This is a genomic window from Thermomonospora echinospora, from assembly GCF_900108175.1.
Taxonomy (GTDB): domain Bacteria; phylum Actinomycetota; class Actinomycetes; order Streptosporangiales; family Streptosporangiaceae; genus Thermomonospora; species Thermomonospora echinospora.
Genome location: NZ_FNVO01000003.1, coordinates 161,963 through 176,453, shown reverse-complemented (window position 1 = coordinate 176,453; position 14,491 = coordinate 161,963). Strand labels below are relative to the sequence as shown.

Genomic DNA, 14,491 nt, shown 5'->3' with positions numbered 1-14,491 from the left:
GCCCGGCCGCCCGCCGGGCCGTGCCGTCCGCGTCGGCGAGAACGCCGCCCGCACGTGCTCACCGGGCAGGAGGCCCGTTCCGGGGCGCGGTGGATTGGCCGCGACGGGCGGGGTAAGGGCGTAACGAAGGGGGCCTCAAGGCTAGGGGCGTAACGAAGGCCGCCTCAGGGGTAGGGGGCGTAGCGAAGGCGGCCTTAGAGGTGATCGTGATGGCCTTCGGAATAGGCAAGGGCGGCACCGGGACCATGCACGTACGGCTGCCGTTCGTGGACCGGGCGGAGGCCGGGCGGGTGCTCGGTGAGCTGCTGGTGCCCTACGACCTGGAGGACCCGCTGGTGCTGGCGCTGCCGCGGGGCGGGGTTCCGGTGGCGGTCGAGGTGGCCGGACGGCTCGGCGGGCCGGATCGCCCCGCCGGGCTGGACGTGCTGGTGACTCGGAAGATCGGCTATCCGCCCCAGCCGGAGCTGGGAGTCGGCGCCATCGCCGAGGGCGGGGAGCCGGTGTTCGACCACGACCTGCTGGACCGGCTGGACCTGACGGAGGAGGACCTGGCCGGCACGGTGGAGGCGGAACGGGCGGAGCTGGCCCGCCGGGTGCGGGTCTACCGGGGCGGACGCCCGCTGCCCGACCCCGCCGGACGCGACGTGGTCGTCGTGGACGACGGGTTGGCGACCGGCGGCACGGCGCGGGCGGCGCTGCGGGCGATACGGCCGCGCGGGCCGGCCAGGCTGCTGCTGGCGGTGCCGGTCGGTGCTCCCGAGACCGTGCGGATGCTGCGGGAGGAGGCCGACGAGGTGGTGGCGTGCGCCACGCCCGCCGCGTTCCGGGCGGTGGGCCAGTGGTACCGGGACTTCGAGCAGCTGACCGACGCCGACGTCAACGCCCTGCTGGAGGGAAGGGCCGGGCCATGACGGCGCTGGAGATCCCGGCCGGGACCGTGCGGCTGGAAGGCGACCTGGCCGAGGTGCCCGGCAGCGGGAAGGTGGTGGTCTTCGCGCACGGCAGCGGCAGCAGCCGGCACAGCCCGCGCAACCGCCGGGTGGCGGAGTTTCTGAACGGGCAGGGGTTCGGGACGCTGCTGTTCGACCTGCTGACCCGCGAGGAGGAGGAGATGGACGCGCGGACCGCCCGGCTGCGGTTCGACATCGGCCTGCTGGCCGGGCGGCTGGGCCAGGTGGTGGCCTGGCTGCGGGAGGACGGGTCCCCACCGGCGGTGGGACTGTTCGGGGCCAGCACCGGGGCCGCCGCCGCGCTGGTGACGGCCGCGCGGCAGCCCGGCGACGTGACGGCGGTGGTCTCCCGCGGCGGACGGCCCGACCTGGCCGGGCCCGCGCTGGCCGCGGTGCGGGCGCCCACCCTGCTCGTCGTGGGCGGCCAGGATCCGCAGGTGCTGGGGCTCAACGAGGAGGCGCTGGCCGCGATGGACCCCGCCGCGGGCCACCGGCTGGCCGTGGTGCCGGGCGCCGGGCATCTGTTCGAGGAGCCCGGCGCGCTGGAGGAGGTCGGCCGGCTGACCGCGCGCTGGTTCCGCGAACATCTGCCGGATCCGTCATTGCAGATGTGAGAAAACTGCGTGGGCGTCGTTTTCGGGCCGGCCGGGAGGCCGGCCCGAGACGCGTGTGAGAAGCGTGCCTTATGAAGGCTGGAGTGGGAAACGCAAACGGCCCCGACAAGCGGGGCCGTAACGTTGGGAAGTGGCGCACCGGAGGCGTGTGACGCATGCGCTCGGAACGCACGCTTTAGAGCGTCTGCGCGGGCGCTGGCGCCGCCCTTCAGGCGGCGTTGGCGCGGCGCATACGGCGACGGCGCTCGGAGGCGCGCTCGTCCTCGTTCAGACCGCCCCACGTGCCGTACTTCTCGGGCCGGGAGACGGCGTAGTCGAGGCACTCCGAACGTACCGGACAGCCCATGCAGATCTGCTTTGCCTTACGCTCGCGAATCTCGCGCTCGGGCTGACGCTCGCCGTCGGGCCCGAAGAAGAGCACGAGGTCCTCCCCCCGGCACGCCGCGGCGTCCTGCCAGCCCCAGCTGGGACGAGGGAGGTTTGCCTGCCGACGTACCTGAGCCATGGAACACCCACCTTGTTGGTTGCTGAGCAAATTTCGGACATGGACGCTCTACGTGCTTTTGCGGAAGCGCCGAAAGGTCCAACGTCTGGAGGTGCCGCTCTGTTCCCCGGATCCCGTTTGCGGGGGAGTCCTGGAGCCGTGCGGCGGAGAAGCCCTGTTAAATGGGGCCTCCAGGAGATTACACGAGGGCTGCCTCGTTGAGAAGGGTGATCCCGCTAACAACGTAGGATCTTACGTTCTCCTGACAGCCCGGCTCGCACTCGTGTACCGGTTCGGCCTCCTCGACGACCGCCCGGTAACGGGTGCCCTCGACATCGATGACCGCTTCGTACGGCGATGTCCCGGTGAGGGACTCCACCGAAACCGAGTCCACGCCCAGCGCGCCGGTCAGTGCGCGGACGTGATGCTCGGCCGCCTGCGCGGGCTCGGGCATCCCGGCCCGGCCGCGCAGCCGCTTCAGGGCCACCTCTCCGCGCAAGTACGCGCGCACGGCCGACTCCGCCTCGGCCGGGTCGAGGTTGCCGTAGTAGAGACCGTGAGGGAGACATACCAGGTTCGCTGCGTATCGGTCACCGCCGACGTGCGACGTTTCCCAGACGAGGCCGTCGAAACGTGCCGCCAGCTCCCGGGCCAGCGGAGCCCCGTGCTGGGCGCAGCAGACATTGCGCTTGCCGTGCGTGCAGACCAGCAGCAACGGCGTGCCGAACGGCCGCGCCGGACCGCCCCCGCCGGCCACCAGTTCGCCGAAACCGGGCTGCCGGCCGGCGGCCACGCCGGCCAGGGCGGTCTCGTCCAGCGCGTCCAGCTCGGCCGGGTCGGCCAGTACGCGCTCCTCCAGCCACACCCGCCCGTCCAGGGAGCCGCCGACGTAGACCCGCATCGGTGGGACGGCCCGGCGGCGGCCGGGCCGGCGGATGAGCTGGGGGCGGACGCGGGCCCGGGAGGCGCGGGCGATCGCCGCGACGACCGGGGCGGGACCGTCGATGCGCTCGATCTTGTCCGGCCAGGGACCGGGGTGCTCGATCAGCAGCCAGCCGCGCGCCTTGGTGGTCGCGGTGGCCAGGCAGGACCGCCGGCCGGTGTGGCTGCCGGTGCAGTGGTCACAATGGCTGGCGCGCGACACAGGCCCCCTGCCCTACTGACTAACGTCGCCGGAAGAATTAGGTAACCCTAACCTAACAGCCCCGGGCCGGATCAGGCAATGTGCGTCCCGCTCTCGTCACCCCGCAGGCCGGCCGCCGCGACGAGGCGCCGGGCCGCCGGCAGCGCGGCCTCGCGGTCGGCGGGCACCAGCCCGATCCGGGTCCGCCGGTCCAGCAGGTCGGCGGCGTCCAGCGCCCCCTCATGCCGGAGCCCCCAGGCCAGCTCCACCCCGAGCACCGGCAGGCCGGGCACCACCGGCTCGGCCAGCGACTCGTCCTCGCGCGCCAGGGCGGCCACTGCTGGGGCCTCCGTTCCGTACCGGCGGACCAGCCGGGCGGGCACGTCCGCGGCGGCCAGGGCCGCCGGCTCCGGCCGCGGCGCGGCGCCGACCAGCGGCAGCCGCGCGGTGCGGCACGGGCCCGCCGGCAGGTCGCGCGCGGCGACCACCGCGTCCACCGCGTCCTGCGCCATCCGCCGGTACGTGGTCAGCTTGCCCCCGACGACCGTGACCACTCCGTTCCGGCCGGTGAGGACGGCGTGCCGCCGGGAGATGTCGGCGGTACGGCCGTGCCCGTCGTCCAGCAGGGGGCGCAGTCCCGCGTACGCGCCGATCACGTCGGCCCGGCGCGGCGGCGCCTCCAGCACACCGCCCAGCACGTCCAGCAGGAACCCGATCTCGCTCTCGGTGGGCTGCGGCACGTCCGGGATCGGCCCATCGGCGGGCTCGTCGGTCAGCCCCACATAGGTGCGCCCGTCCTCCTGGGGGATCACCAGCACGAACCGGTTGGTCTCGCCGGGAATCGGCACGTGCAGCCCGGCGCGCGGGTTTCCCAGGTCCTGCGAGCGCAGCACCAGGTGGGTGCCGCGCGAGGGCCGCAGCCGCACCCCCTCGACCAGGCCGCCCGCCCACACACCGGCCGCGTTGACCACCGCCCGGGCGCGGACCCGCAGCTCGTGTCCGGTCAGCTCGTCGCGGAGCAGGGCGCACTCGCCGCCCAGCCACAGCGCCCGGACCCTGGTCAGGACGCGGGCGCCGTGCGCGGCGGCGGTCCGGGCCAGCGCGGTGACCAGGCGGGCGTCGTCGGTCAGCCGCCCGTCCCACGACAGCAGCCCGCCGCGCAGCCCGTCGGCCCGCAGCGCGGGGGCCAGCAGCCGTGCCCGGTCCGCCGACAGCCGCCGGGGGCCGGGCAGCAGGGCGCGGGGCGTGCCCGCCGCCAGCCGTAGCGCGTCCCCCGCCGCGAACCCCGCGCCGGCCAGCAGCGCCTGGGAGCGGGACACCGTCGGGGTCAGCGGCAGCACGAACGGGGCGGCGCGGACCAGGTGCGGGGCGATGTGCGCCATGAGCGCGCCCCGCTCGGCCGCGCTCTCACGCGCCACGTCCAGATGGCCGGACGCCAGGTAGCGCAGTCCGCCGTGGACCAGCTTCGAACTCCATCGTGAGGTGCCGAAGGCCAGGTCGTGGGCGTCGATCGCGGCCACCGACAGGCCCCGGGAGGCGGCGTCCAGCGCCACCCCGGCCCCGGTGACGCCCAGCCCGACGACCAGGACGTCCACGGTCTCGCCGGGCAGGGCGGCCAACTCGCGGGCACGGCGTTCGGCGTTCAGCGAGGACGAGGCGGGGTTCACGGCTTGAGCACCCTCTCCAGGATTTCGCGGAACTCGGCGTCGAAGGCGTCGGTGGTGTGCTCGTCGTCGACCATGGTCGGCACCGACAGCGCGAACGACTGGGCGATCAGCAGCAGCGTGCGGGCCTGCCGGACCGGGTGGCCGGGGCGCACCGAGCCGTCGGCGTGCCCGGCCCGCAGGCCGGCCGCCAGGAGCGCGCAGAACGCCTCCTGGCTGGTCCCCCGCCGCTGGAGCACGTAGGGCAGCAGCAGTTCGGGGTCGACGTCCACGATCTTGCGCAGCAGCGGATGGGCGCGGAAGCTGCGCACCCCCTCGGACAGGTGGTCCACCAGCCGCTCGCGCGCCGAGCCGGTGCCGCGGTGCCGGGCGGTGGCGGAGACCTCGACGGCCAGGCCGGTCCACTCGCGGGTCATCAGGTCGGCGACGATCGAGCGGACGTCCGGCCAGCGGCGGTAGAGCGTCATCCGGGAGACCCCGGCGCGGCGGGCGATGTCGGTGAGCGTGGTCCGGCGGACCCCGACCGCCAGCACGCAGTCGCGGGCCGCGTCGAGGAGCGCGTCGTCATCCGTTTGCTTGTGACGTTTGGACGTCATATGTCACAGTGTAAGCACATAAGTCGGCGGCGAGGGCGGAGGTCGCGCGGTGGAGTCTCGGGAGATGGCGTGGAACGGCTGGGGCGATCCGGCCAGGGCGGCGCCGCTGCCGGAGCCGGTGCGCGGGTTGCTGCACGACCTGTTGGGCGTGCGGGCTCCGGGGACGCCGCCGCTCTCCCTGGCCGAGGTCAAGGTGGCGGCGCCACGGCTGCCCGGCGAGGCGCTCACCGCGCTCGCCCAGGCCGTCGGCGACGCCCAGGTCCGCGCCGACGCCGAGACCCGCATCCGCCACACCCGCGGCAAGTCCACCCCGGACCTGCTGCGGATGCGCGCCGGACAGGTGGACGACGCCCCGGACGCGGTGGTGCTGCCCGCCTCCCATGACGAGGTGCTGGCGGTGCTGCGGATCTGCGCGCAGCTGCGGATCGCGGTCGTCCCGTTCGGCGGCGGCACCTCGGTGGTGGGCGGGCTCAGCCCAGACCTCGGCCCGGACGGTGCGGGTTTCGCCGGGGTCGTCGCGCTGGACCTGCGCAGGCTGGACGCCCTGGTGGAGCTGGACCCCGTCTCGCGCACCGCCACGCTCCAGCCGGGGCTGCGCGCCCCCGCGGCCGAGGCGCTGCTGCGCGAGCGGGGCTTCACGCTCGGCCACTTCCCGCAGTCCTACGAGTGGGCCTCGATCGGCGGGTTCGCCGCCGCGCGTTCCAGCGGGCAGGCGTCGGCCGGGTACGGGCGCTTCGACGAGATGGTCGTGGGGCTCACCGTGGCGACCCCGCAGGGCACCCTCGACCTGGGGCGGGCCCCCAGGTCGGCGGCCGGGCCGGACCTGCGCCAGCTCGTGCTCGGCTCCGAGGGCGCCTTCGGCGTGATCACCTCCGTCACCGTGCGGGTGCGGCCGGCGCCCGAGGCGACCGCCTACGAGGGCTGGCGTTTTCCGTCGTTCGAGGTCGGCGCGGACGCGCTGCGGCGGCTGGCGCAGGACGGGCCGCTGCCCACGGTGCTGCGCCTGTCGGACGAGACCGAGACCGCGATCGGCCTGGCCCGGCCCGACGAGATCGGCGCCGGGGGCGCGTCCGGCTGCCTGGCGATCGTCGGGTTCGAGGGCACCCCGGCGGACGTGGCCCACCGGCAGGCCGAGGTCGGGCGGGTGCTGCGTGAGGCGGGCGGCGAGGAGCTGGGGGCCGAGCCGGGCAAGGGCTGGGAGCACGGCCGCTACAACGCCCCCTACCTGCGGGACTCGCTGCTGGAGGCGGGAGCGTTCGCCGAGACGCTGGAGACGGCCGCGTTCTGGTCGAAGATCCCGGCGCTCTACGACGCCGTCCGCCGGGCGCTGACCGACACGCTGACCGCCGGGGGCACGCCGCCCGTGGTCATGTGCCACATCTCGCACGTCTACCCGGCCGGGGCGTCGCTGTACTTCACCGTCGTGTCGGCGCAGGGCGCCGACGCCGTGACGCACTGGCTGCGGGCCAAGCGGGCCGCCGGCGACGCGATCGTCGCGGCGGGCGGCACCATCAGCCACCACCACGGGGTCGGCACCGACCACCGCCCCTGGTACGCCACCGAGATCGGCCTCCTCGCCGTGGACGTGCTGCATGCAGTCAAGGAACGCCTCGACCCCGCGGGCATCCTCAACCCCGGCGTCCTGTTGCCCACCCCGAGGTGACCACCGTGCGCTCCTTCACCGCCGTCGTGAACCCGTCCGCCGGGGGCCCCGGCTCGGGCTCGGCCGCTGCTGCGACGCTGCTGCGGACCACCCGGCTGCTGCGCGAGGCCGGCGCCGAGGTCGACGTGGAGTACAGCCGCTGCCTTGGACACGCCACCGAGCTGGCGCTCACGGCGGCCGAGGATGGGCGCGTGGTGCTCGCGGTGGGCGGCGACGGCATGGTCGGCTGCGTGGGCGGCGCGCTCGCCGGCAAGGACGCGACCCTGGGCATCGTCCCGGCCGGGCGCGGCAACGACTTCGCCCGCCAGCTCGGCCTGCCCACCGATCCCGCCGAGCTGGCCCCGCTGCTGCTGGAGGGGGAGCCGCGGGCGGTGGACGCCATCGAGGCCAACGGGGTGCCCGTGCTCGGCAGCGTGTACGCCGGGGTGGACGCCCTCGCCAACCACTACGCCAACCGGTCACGGCTGCTGCGAGGGTCGGCCTCGTACTACGTCGGCGGGATGCGCGCGGTGGCGACCTGGCGGCCGGTCCGCTACCGCGTCACCATCGACGGCGTCCCGCACGAGTGGGACGGCTTCACCGTCGTGGCGGCCAACTCCGGCTACTACGGCTTCGGCCGCCGCATCGCCCCGGACGCCCGGGTGGACGACGGACTGCTGGATGTGATCATCCTCAAACGGTCGCCCCGGCTGCTGTTCTTTCAGATGATGCGGGAGCTGCCGACCGGCGCGCACGTCCGGCGGCGTGAGGTGGAGGTGCTGCGCGGCCGCGAGGTACGGATCGAGCAGCTCGCGCCGGGGGAGCGGCCGCTGCGCTACGGGGCCGACGGGGAACTGCCGGGCCGACTGCCGGTCACCGCCAGGGTCATGCCGGGGGCGCTGCGGGTGTTGGCGCCGCTCCCTGATTCGCCGCGCGGCCGGTGAGCAAGCTCACTGCCGGGGGACGCTCGCCTGGACAATCGCGCTCGTCAGGGCCCACTATGGGCGCCATGTCTGGCGCGAACCCGCTGCCCCGGGTCGGGGAGGTCTTCTTCGACGACCGGGGCGAGGACCGTGCCCTGCGGCTCAGCTGGCATCCCGATGCCCAGGTCATGGTGATCAGCATCTGGAACGGCGGCGTCTGCAGCGGAACCTTCCGGCTGTCCGCTCGCGACGTCCCGGCGTTCATAGAGTCGATGTCGCAGGGGATGCCCTCGACCGAGCCACGTGGACGGCGCCACGCCGCCCAGGACGCCCCGGCCGAGACCCGATACACGCCCTCCCCGGACGAGTACGGGTCCGCCTCCCGGGACGAGTACGCGGCATCACTTTCCGACGACTACGCGCCCGCCTCCCGGGAGGAGTACGCGCCGTCCTCGCAGGAGGGGTACGCGACCTCCGCCCGGGGCGACCACTCCTCGTCCGCGCGGGACGACGATGGGCCGGGCCCCACCACGCAGGCCCTGGACGCGCTCAAGAGCCTGTCGGCGCCCACCCCGTCCTCGCAGGGCTACCCGCAGCAGCCCCATCACCAGTTGCCTCAGCAGACCGCGCCCCACGGCCCGGTGCCGCACCAGCCGGCCGACCGTGAGCGGACGGGGCCTCGGCCCGTGGCGTACCCCCCTGCGGCACCTCAGCCCCGCACGCATCAGCCGGCCGCACACCACACCGGCGGCCATGACCCGGCGGCGGCCCATCGGACCACGACCCACCAGCCGCAGCCCGCGGCGCAGCAGTATCCGGCGGCGCAACCGCCTACGGCGCAGTACCCGGCGGCGCAGCACCGGCAGCCGCAGTCTCGCGAGCAGTACTCCTACCAGTCGCCCCAATCGCCGCAGTCGCCCCAGCCTCAGCCTCTGCCGCCCTCGCGCTACCAAGAGCCGCAGCAGCGGCAGCCCGGCTACCCGGAACATCCCCAGCAGGGCCGTTACCAGCCGCAGGAGCATCGACAGGGCCCGGTGGGGCACCCCGGCCGGCCCCAGCACCCCCAGCACCGGCCCGAGGAACGTCCCAGGGATCCGTCCAGGGATGAGCCGGCCGGCAACCCGTTCCCCATGACCGGCGAATACCTGAGGCGGCCGGGCGGCTACACCGAACCTCCGAGGCGTTCCGGGCCGCAGCACTAGCCCGCCCTCTGGCCACGAGGACGGCCCCCGGAACGCGGTGTCGGGGTACGGGGAAGGCTCCCTCGCCGGGATGGTTGACCCGGCAAGGGGGGTACCGGAAAGGTGACGGTGTTCCCGTGCCCCCGAAGGAGTTCCGTGGTTGCCGACGATCAGGTCCCTCCGTCCCGTATCCCCTCCGACAGTTCGCGGGACTCCGAGGCCGGAGCGGGCTGGGAATGCGGCAGAGCGGGGAGCTTCGTCGACCTCCTGCCCTCGGCGGGCCAGGTGCGACAGTTCTCCTGGCGGCATCCGGGGGTGCTGTGGCGCTCGCGCAACGACTGGGTGGCCAAGGCGTTCGGCGACCCGTCCAACGCCGTCCGCCGAGCCTGGGTGAGGGCGCTGCGTGAACGCGACCCCGGTCTGTCGTTCACCATGCGCAGGGAGGCGAAGGAGTTCTCGTTCCTGCTGCTGGGCGACACCGGGGAAGGCGACCGGTCCCAGTACGCCGTGGTGCCCCCGATGCTCGCGGTCGGCAAGGACACCGACTTCATGGTGGTGTGCAGCGACGTCATCTATCCGGGCGGGGACGCCGCCGACTACGAGGCCAAGTTTTTCCGCCCGTACACCGGCTACCCGGCCCCGATCTACGCGATCCCCGGCAACCACGACTGGTACGACGGGCTGCGCGGGTTCATGCGGGCCTTCTGCGACCTGGGCGGTGCGCACGACCCGTCCTGGCGGGGCCCGCTCGGCCGGGCGGCCAGGCTGCTGTGGCGGCGCCCCGGACCGGCCGACGACGGGGAACTGGCGGCGGCCCGGGAGCGGTACCGCGGCGAGGAGGGGCAGCGCGCCTTCCAGCCGGGCCCGTACTGGGCGATCGACTCCCCGTCCCTGCGCGTCATCGGGATCGACACCGGCATCACCGGCGGCATCGACCGCGACCAGGCCGCCTGGCTGCGGGAGGTGTCGGCCGGGCCGAAGCCGAAGCTGCTGCTGACCGGCAAGCCGCTGATCGTCGACGACCAGGTCCGGCCGGGACCCATCGAGGGCGAGCGCGGCACCGTCCACGACATCGTCGCCGACCCCGCCCACCACTACGTCGCGGTGATCGGCGGCGACATCCACAACTACCAGCGGTACAGCAGGACGCTGGAGGACGGCCGCACGATCGAGTACGTCGTCGCCGGAGGCGGCGGGGCGTTCATGCACGCCACGCACACCATCCCCAAGACCACGGTGGTCCCCGAGGACGCGTTCCGCTGCTACCCGCTACGCGGCGACTCGCTGTCGCGCTACAGCAGGCTGTACGCCCAATGGCTGCGGATGAAGTGGCTGGCCCTCGACCCCGGCGAGGCGGCCGCGGCGGTCGCCGACCGGCTGGACATGGGTACCACCCGCGCGAGCGCCCGTGACCTCAGGCCCTCGCGGCGCGCACGGCTGGTGGCCGCCCTGCTGGGCGTGCCGTACCGGCACCGGCCGCGCCCCCGCCTGCTGCGGCTGCCCGTGCGCCGGCTGCCGCAGCGCTTCCGCTCCGAGTTCGCCGACTGGGACCGGCCGCCGTTCTTCAAGAGCTTCCTGCGCCTGGACGTCACCGGGGACACGCTGACGATCAGCTGCTACGGGGTGAGCGGCTGCGGGGAGCAGGAGGACCGGCCGCCGTGTGAGGACCGGGTGACAATCCGGCTGCGGTGAGCGGGCGGCGCCCGTCGTGGATGACATTCGGGACACAGGTCACCCCGCATGGACCACACGTCTGGAATGTCTCCGGTACGGTCTTGGCAGTCGGTGGCCGACCAGCCCCGGTCGCCATCTCGCTCACGTGCCCGCACCGCGGAACGGGGGGCGTGAGGGGGGACGGCACCACGAACCTCGTCCGCTCTCCCAGGAGTTCACGCAATGGGTTACCCCCAGCATGGCCAGCCCCAGCAGGGCTACCAGCAGTATCCGCAGCACGCCGGCCACGCGCCCGTCCCGGCGCCGCAGCACGCCCCCGCCGCGACCGGCTCCAACATGAAGCGCCGCAACGTCCTCGGCGTCTGGCTGGGCCTGCCGATCATCACGTTCGGTATCTACGGCCTCGTGTGGATCTACAAGGTCCACAACGAGCTGGCCCGGTACGACCGGCGCATCCCCGACCAGTCGGCCAACGCCCTGCTGTCGGTGATCTTCGGCTGGATCACCCTCTACATCTGGCCCCTGATCATGTGGCTCAAGCTGGCCGGTCACATCCGGCAGGCCCAGCAGGCGGCGGGCCTGCAGCCGACCTGCAGCACCGGCCTGGGCCTGCTGCTCGGCCTCTTCGGCTTCGGAACGCTCTACTACCAGCTCGAGCTGAACAAGGTCGTCGACCGCTACGGCGGCACCCCGCCGTACCAGCCGGTCCCCCTGTACGCCTGACCTGTCCCGCCGGGGCGGACCCGGACCCGTGGGACGCGGGCCGGGTGATCGGCCGACCGCCGTCTGAGGACGGCTCCGGCGACCAGGCCCCGCCGCGGCCGTCATGGGCCCGCGGCGGGGCTTTTGTCGTTTCCGGCGTTCGGGACGTTCTGTCGTATCCGACCAGCACAATGGGCGGGTGCGGATGGCGGTGACGGAGCGGGCGGACGGCGGCGGGATGCTGCGCCCGCTTGCCGACGACGGCACCCCCACCGGCCCCGCCGAGCCCGTCGCCGACCTGGCCGCCGCCATCGCCGCCCGGGAGCGGTCCGACCGTCCCCGGTGGGTGTGGGCGGCCACGGCCCGCCTCTACCCGCGCCTGCTGGCGTCCGGGGTCCGGGTCGCCCGCTGCCATGACGCCGAGCTGGTCGAGACGCTGCTGCTCGGATACGCGGGCCGGTACGGGGAGCCCCGCTCGGTGCCGGCCGCCTGGGCGAGGCTGCGCGGCGAGCCGGTGCCCGAGGACGCGCCGCCGCCCGGCGGCACGGGCGCGCAGCCCGCACTGTTCGAGGAGTCTCCGCCCGCCGGCCCGTGCGGTGAGGACGACCTCGACCGGCTGATCGCCGTGCACGCCGACCAGGTGCGCCGGCTCGCCGCCGCCGGGCGGCTGTCCCTGCTGGCGGCGGCCGAGTCGGCCGGGGCGCTGGTGGCCGCCGAGATGACCCGCGACGGGCTGCCGTGGCGCGTCGAGCGGCATGACGCGCTGCTTACCGAGCTGCTCGGGTCCCGTCCCGCCGCCGGGCTGCGCCCCCGCCGGCTGCAGGACCTCGCCGACCAGATCGGCGCCGCGTTCGGCGCCCGGCAGCCGGTCAACCCCGACTCGCCGGGCCAGCTCCTCAAGGCGTTCGCGGCGGCCGGCCTGCCGATCCCGTCCACCCGCGCGCACGTGCTGAAGCGGATCGACCATCCGGCGGTGCCGCTGCTGCTGGAGTACAAGGAGCTGGCCCGGCTGCACGCCGCGCACGGCTGGGCCTGGCTGGACACCTGGGTGCGCGACGGGCGGTTCCGCCCCGAGTACGTGGTCGGCGGCGTGGTGTCCGGACGCTGGGCCACCCGGGGCGGCGGCGCCCTGCAGATCCCCCGGGTGCTGCGCCGGGCGGTCGTCGCCGACCCCGGCTGGTCGCTGGTCGTGGCGGACGCCGCCCAGCTCGAACCCCGGGTGCTGGCCGCGCTGGCCGGTGACCACGCGTTCGCCGCCGCGGCCGCCCAGGGCGACCTGTACGCCGCGCTGTCGGAGGTCTTCGGTGGCCGGGACGACGCCCGCGACAAGGCCAAGATCGCACTGTTGTCGGCGATGTACGGAGGCGGCGGGGGAGAGGCCGCCGCGCTGCTGGCGATCCTGCGCCACCGCTTCCCCGAGGCCCTGGGCCACGTTGAGGCGGCGGCCCGCGACGGCGAGGCCGGACGCCTGGTCCGCTCCGCGCTCGGCCGCACCTGCCCGCCGCCGTCGGCCGCCTGGCGGGACCTGACCGCCACCGGCGCCGACGAGCGGGCCGGGTCCGCGCTGCGCAGCCGGGGCCGCTTCACCCGCAACTTCGTCGTCCAGGCCAGCGCCGCCGACTGGGCCCTGGTGCTGCTGGCCCTGCTGCGCGGCCGGCTGCGCGAGCTGGCCGCCCCCGACCCCGCCCGCCGCCCGCACCTGGTGTTCTTCCAGCACGACGAGGTCATCGTGCACACCCCCGGGGAGCTGGCCGAGGACGTGGCCGCCGCGATCGGCGAGGCGGGCGCCCAGGCCGGCCGGATGGTGTTCGGCCCCACCCCCGTCGTCTTCCCGCTCGAAACCGCCGTCGTCGACTGCTACGCCGACGCCAAGTGACGCCGCCCGCCGTGTGCTCGGCCGGCACGCGAACCGATTTCGTTACGATGTGAAAAATTCGTCGCTCAAAGAAACGGAACCACGGCGGTCACCGCGACGAGAGCGCGGACGGCGACACTCCTGGGCCGAAGGAACGGCCGCCGCATTGCCCAGGCCCTTTTCGGGAAGGCAATGCGGCGGCCGTGTCAGGGAGGTCGCAAGCCGCCGGTGGGGACGCGGACGGCCGCGCCCCCACCGGGCTCACGCCGGGATCACTTGGCGGCGGTCGCCGTCGTCTCTGTGACGCCGCGGACCAGGCGGCCCACCTCGGCGCGCAGCCGGACGAACTCCGGCAGCTCGCGGGTGGAGATCTGGTCGCGCGGGCCGGGCAGGTCGACCGGCAGGTCCGCCCGGACGTGGCCGGGGGAGGCGCCCAGCACCACGACCCGGTCGCCCACGTACACGCTCTCGTCGATGTCGTGGGTGACCAGCAGGATCGTCATGTCGTTGCCGCCGCGCACCTGCAGCGTCAGATCCTCCAGGTCCTCGCGGGTCTGCGCGTCGACCGAGCCGAACGGCTCGTCCATCAGCAGCAGCGAGGGCCGGTAGGCCAGCGCGCGGGCGATGGACACCCGCTGCTGCATGCCGCCCGACAGCTGCCAGGGGTACTTGCCCCCGGCGGCGGCCAGCCCGACCGACTCCAGCGCCTCCGTCGCCGCCTCGCGCCGCTGCGCCTTGGACATGCCGCGCCGCTTGAGCGGCAGCGCCACGTTGTCGCGCACCGACAGCCAGGGCAGCAGCGAACGGCTGTAGTCCTGGAAGACCACGGCGAGGCCCTCGGGCACCCCGTCGGCGGGCCGGCCGTCGAGGATCACCTGGCCCTCGGCGGGACGGATCAGCCCGGCGATGCACCGCAGCAGGGTGGACTTACCGCAGCCGGACGGGCCCACGATGCTGACCAGCTCGCCGTTGGCCACGGTCAGGTTCACGTCCCTGACCGCCACATGGCCGTCGGCATAGGTGTGCGTCAGGTCCTTGATCTCAAGCACGGGAAACCACCCCGGAGTCGTGTGCGGCGTGCCA

13 protein-coding genes are annotated in these 14,491 nt (G+C 74.4%); 8 read left to right on the top strand and 5 right to left on the bottom strand.

Going from position 1 to position 14,491, the window contains the following annotated elements; genetic code table 11:
- Positions 1 to 209: 209 nt before the first annotated feature.
- Both C4U03_RS08300 and C4U03_RS08295 read left to right on the top strand, forming a co-directional pair.
- Positions 210 to 911, top strand: a complete 702-nt coding sequence (locus tag C4U03_RS08300) for a phosphoribosyltransferase (protein WP_103937104.1) — start codon at positions 210 to 212, stop codon at positions 909 to 911.
- Positions 908 to 1,564 (top strand): dienelactone hydrolase family protein, encoded by a 657-nt coding sequence (locus tag C4U03_RS08295; protein WP_103937103.1) that lies wholly within the window; start codon positions 908 to 910, stop codon positions 1,562 to 1,564. Before C4U03_RS08300 ends, C4U03_RS08295 begins: the two co-directional genes overlap by 4 nt.
- Positions 1,565 to 1,772: 208 nt before the next feature.
- Here C4U03_RS08295 and C4U03_RS08290 read toward each other — a convergent pair whose 3' ends face one another.
- The 4 genes from C4U03_RS08290 to C4U03_RS08275 all read right to left on the bottom strand — a co-directional run bounded on the left by C4U03_RS08290 (position 1,773) and on the right by C4U03_RS08275 (position 5,431).
- Entirely contained in the window at positions 1,773 to 2,069 is a 297-nt protein-coding gene (locus C4U03_RS08290) for a WhiB family transcriptional regulator (protein WP_081640018.1), read from the bottom strand.
- Between the two features lie 178 nt (positions 2,070 to 2,247).
- On the bottom strand, positions 2,248 to 3,192 hold the full coding sequence (locus C4U03_RS08285) for a sucrase ferredoxin (protein WP_103937102.1): 945 nt from the start codon (positions 3,190 to 3,192) through the stop codon (positions 2,248 to 2,250).
- Positions 3,193 to 3,263: 71 nt separating this feature from the next.
- The gene (locus tag C4U03_RS08280; RefSeq protein WP_103937101.1) at positions 3,264 to 4,838 is read right to left on the bottom strand and encodes a glycerol-3-phosphate dehydrogenase/oxidase; all 1,575 of its coding nucleotides are present in this window, start codon (positions 4,836 to 4,838) and stop codon (positions 3,264 to 3,266) included.
- Positions 4,835 to 5,431, bottom strand: coding sequence for a TetR/AcrR family transcriptional regulator (locus C4U03_RS08275; protein ID WP_103937100.1), 597 nt, complete (start codon positions 5,429 to 5,431; stop codon positions 4,835 to 4,837). The genes C4U03_RS08280 and C4U03_RS08275 overlap by 4 nt, the downstream gene beginning before the upstream one ends.
- Positions 5,432 to 5,495: 64 nt before the next feature.
- On the opposite strand from C4U03_RS08275, the gene C4U03_RS08270 reads away from it, so the two are divergent.
- The 6 genes from C4U03_RS08270 (at position 5,496) to C4U03_RS08245 (ending at position 13,429) form a co-directional block, all read left to right on the top strand.
- Entirely contained in the window at positions 5,496 to 7,094 is a 1,599-nt protein-coding gene (locus C4U03_RS08270) for an FAD-binding oxidoreductase (protein WP_103937099.1), read from the top strand.
- A 5-nt stretch (positions 7,095 to 7,099) separates the two neighbouring features.
- Positions 7,100 to 8,017, top strand: coding sequence for a diacylglycerol/lipid kinase family protein (locus C4U03_RS08265; RefSeq protein WP_103937433.1), 918 nt, complete (start codon positions 7,100 to 7,102; stop codon positions 8,015 to 8,017).
- Between the two features lie 65 nt (positions 8,018 to 8,082).
- On the top strand, positions 8,083 to 9,198 hold the full coding sequence (locus C4U03_RS08260; RefSeq protein ID WP_146087287.1) for a PAT1 family protein: 1,116 nt from the start codon (positions 8,083 to 8,085) through the stop codon (positions 9,196 to 9,198).
- A 135-nt stretch (positions 9,199 to 9,333) separates the two neighbouring features.
- The gene (locus tag C4U03_RS08255) at positions 9,334 to 10,869 is read left to right on the top strand and encodes a metallophosphoesterase family protein (protein ID WP_103937097.1); all 1,536 of its coding nucleotides are present in this window, start codon (positions 9,334 to 9,336) and stop codon (positions 10,867 to 10,869) included.
- A gap of 204 nt (positions 10,870 to 11,073) precedes the next feature.
- Complete coding sequence (locus tag C4U03_RS08250; RefSeq protein ID WP_103937096.1) at positions 11,074 to 11,574, top strand: DUF4234 domain-containing protein; 501 nt, start codon at positions 11,074 to 11,076, stop codon at positions 11,572 to 11,574.
- A 184-nt stretch (positions 11,575 to 11,758) separates the two neighbouring features.
- Positions 11,759 to 13,429 carry a bifunctional 3'-5' exonuclease/DNA polymerase gene (locus C4U03_RS08245; RefSeq protein WP_103937432.1) on the top strand — a complete coding sequence of 557 codons (1,671 nt, stop codon included), beginning with the start codon at positions 11,759 to 11,761 and terminating at the stop codon, positions 13,427 to 13,429.
- 251 nt (positions 13,430 to 13,680) lie between these two features.
- Here C4U03_RS08245 and C4U03_RS08240 read toward each other — a convergent pair whose 3' ends face one another.
- Positions 13,681 to 14,457 (bottom strand): ABC transporter ATP-binding protein, encoded by a 777-nt coding sequence (locus C4U03_RS08240; RefSeq protein WP_103937095.1) that lies wholly within the window; start codon positions 14,455 to 14,457, stop codon positions 13,681 to 13,683.
- Positions 14,458 to 14,491: the final 34 nt, after the last annotated feature.

Coding starts and splice junctions, on each gene's coding strand:
- C4U03_RS08300 (WP_103937104.1), top strand. CDS start 210: ATGGCCTTCGGAATAGGCAAGGGCGGCACCGGGACCATGCACGTACGG.
- C4U03_RS08295 (WP_103937103.1), top strand. CDS start 908: ATGACGGCGCTGGAGATCCCGGCCGGGACCGTGCGGCTGGAAGGCGAC.
- C4U03_RS08290 (WP_081640018.1), bottom strand. CDS start 2,069: ATGGCTCAGGTACGTCGGCAGGCAAACCTCCCTCGTCCCAGCTGGGGC.
- C4U03_RS08275 (WP_103937100.1), bottom strand. CDS start 5,431: ATGACGTCCAAACGTCACAAGCAAACGGATGACGACGCGCTCCTCGAC.
- C4U03_RS08270 (WP_103937099.1), top strand. CDS start 5,496: ATGGCGTGGAACGGCTGGGGCGATCCGGCCAGGGCGGCGCCGCTGCCG.
- C4U03_RS08260 (WP_146087287.1), top strand. CDS start 8,083: ATGTCTGGCGCGAACCCGCTGCCCCGGGTCGGGGAGGTCTTCTTCGAC.
- C4U03_RS08250 (WP_103937096.1), top strand. CDS start 11,074: ATGGGTTACCCCCAGCATGGCCAGCCCCAGCAGGGCTACCAGCAGTAT.
- C4U03_RS08245 (WP_103937432.1), top strand. CDS start 11,759: ATGGCGGTGACGGAGCGGGCGGACGGCGGCGGGATGCTGCGCCCGCTT.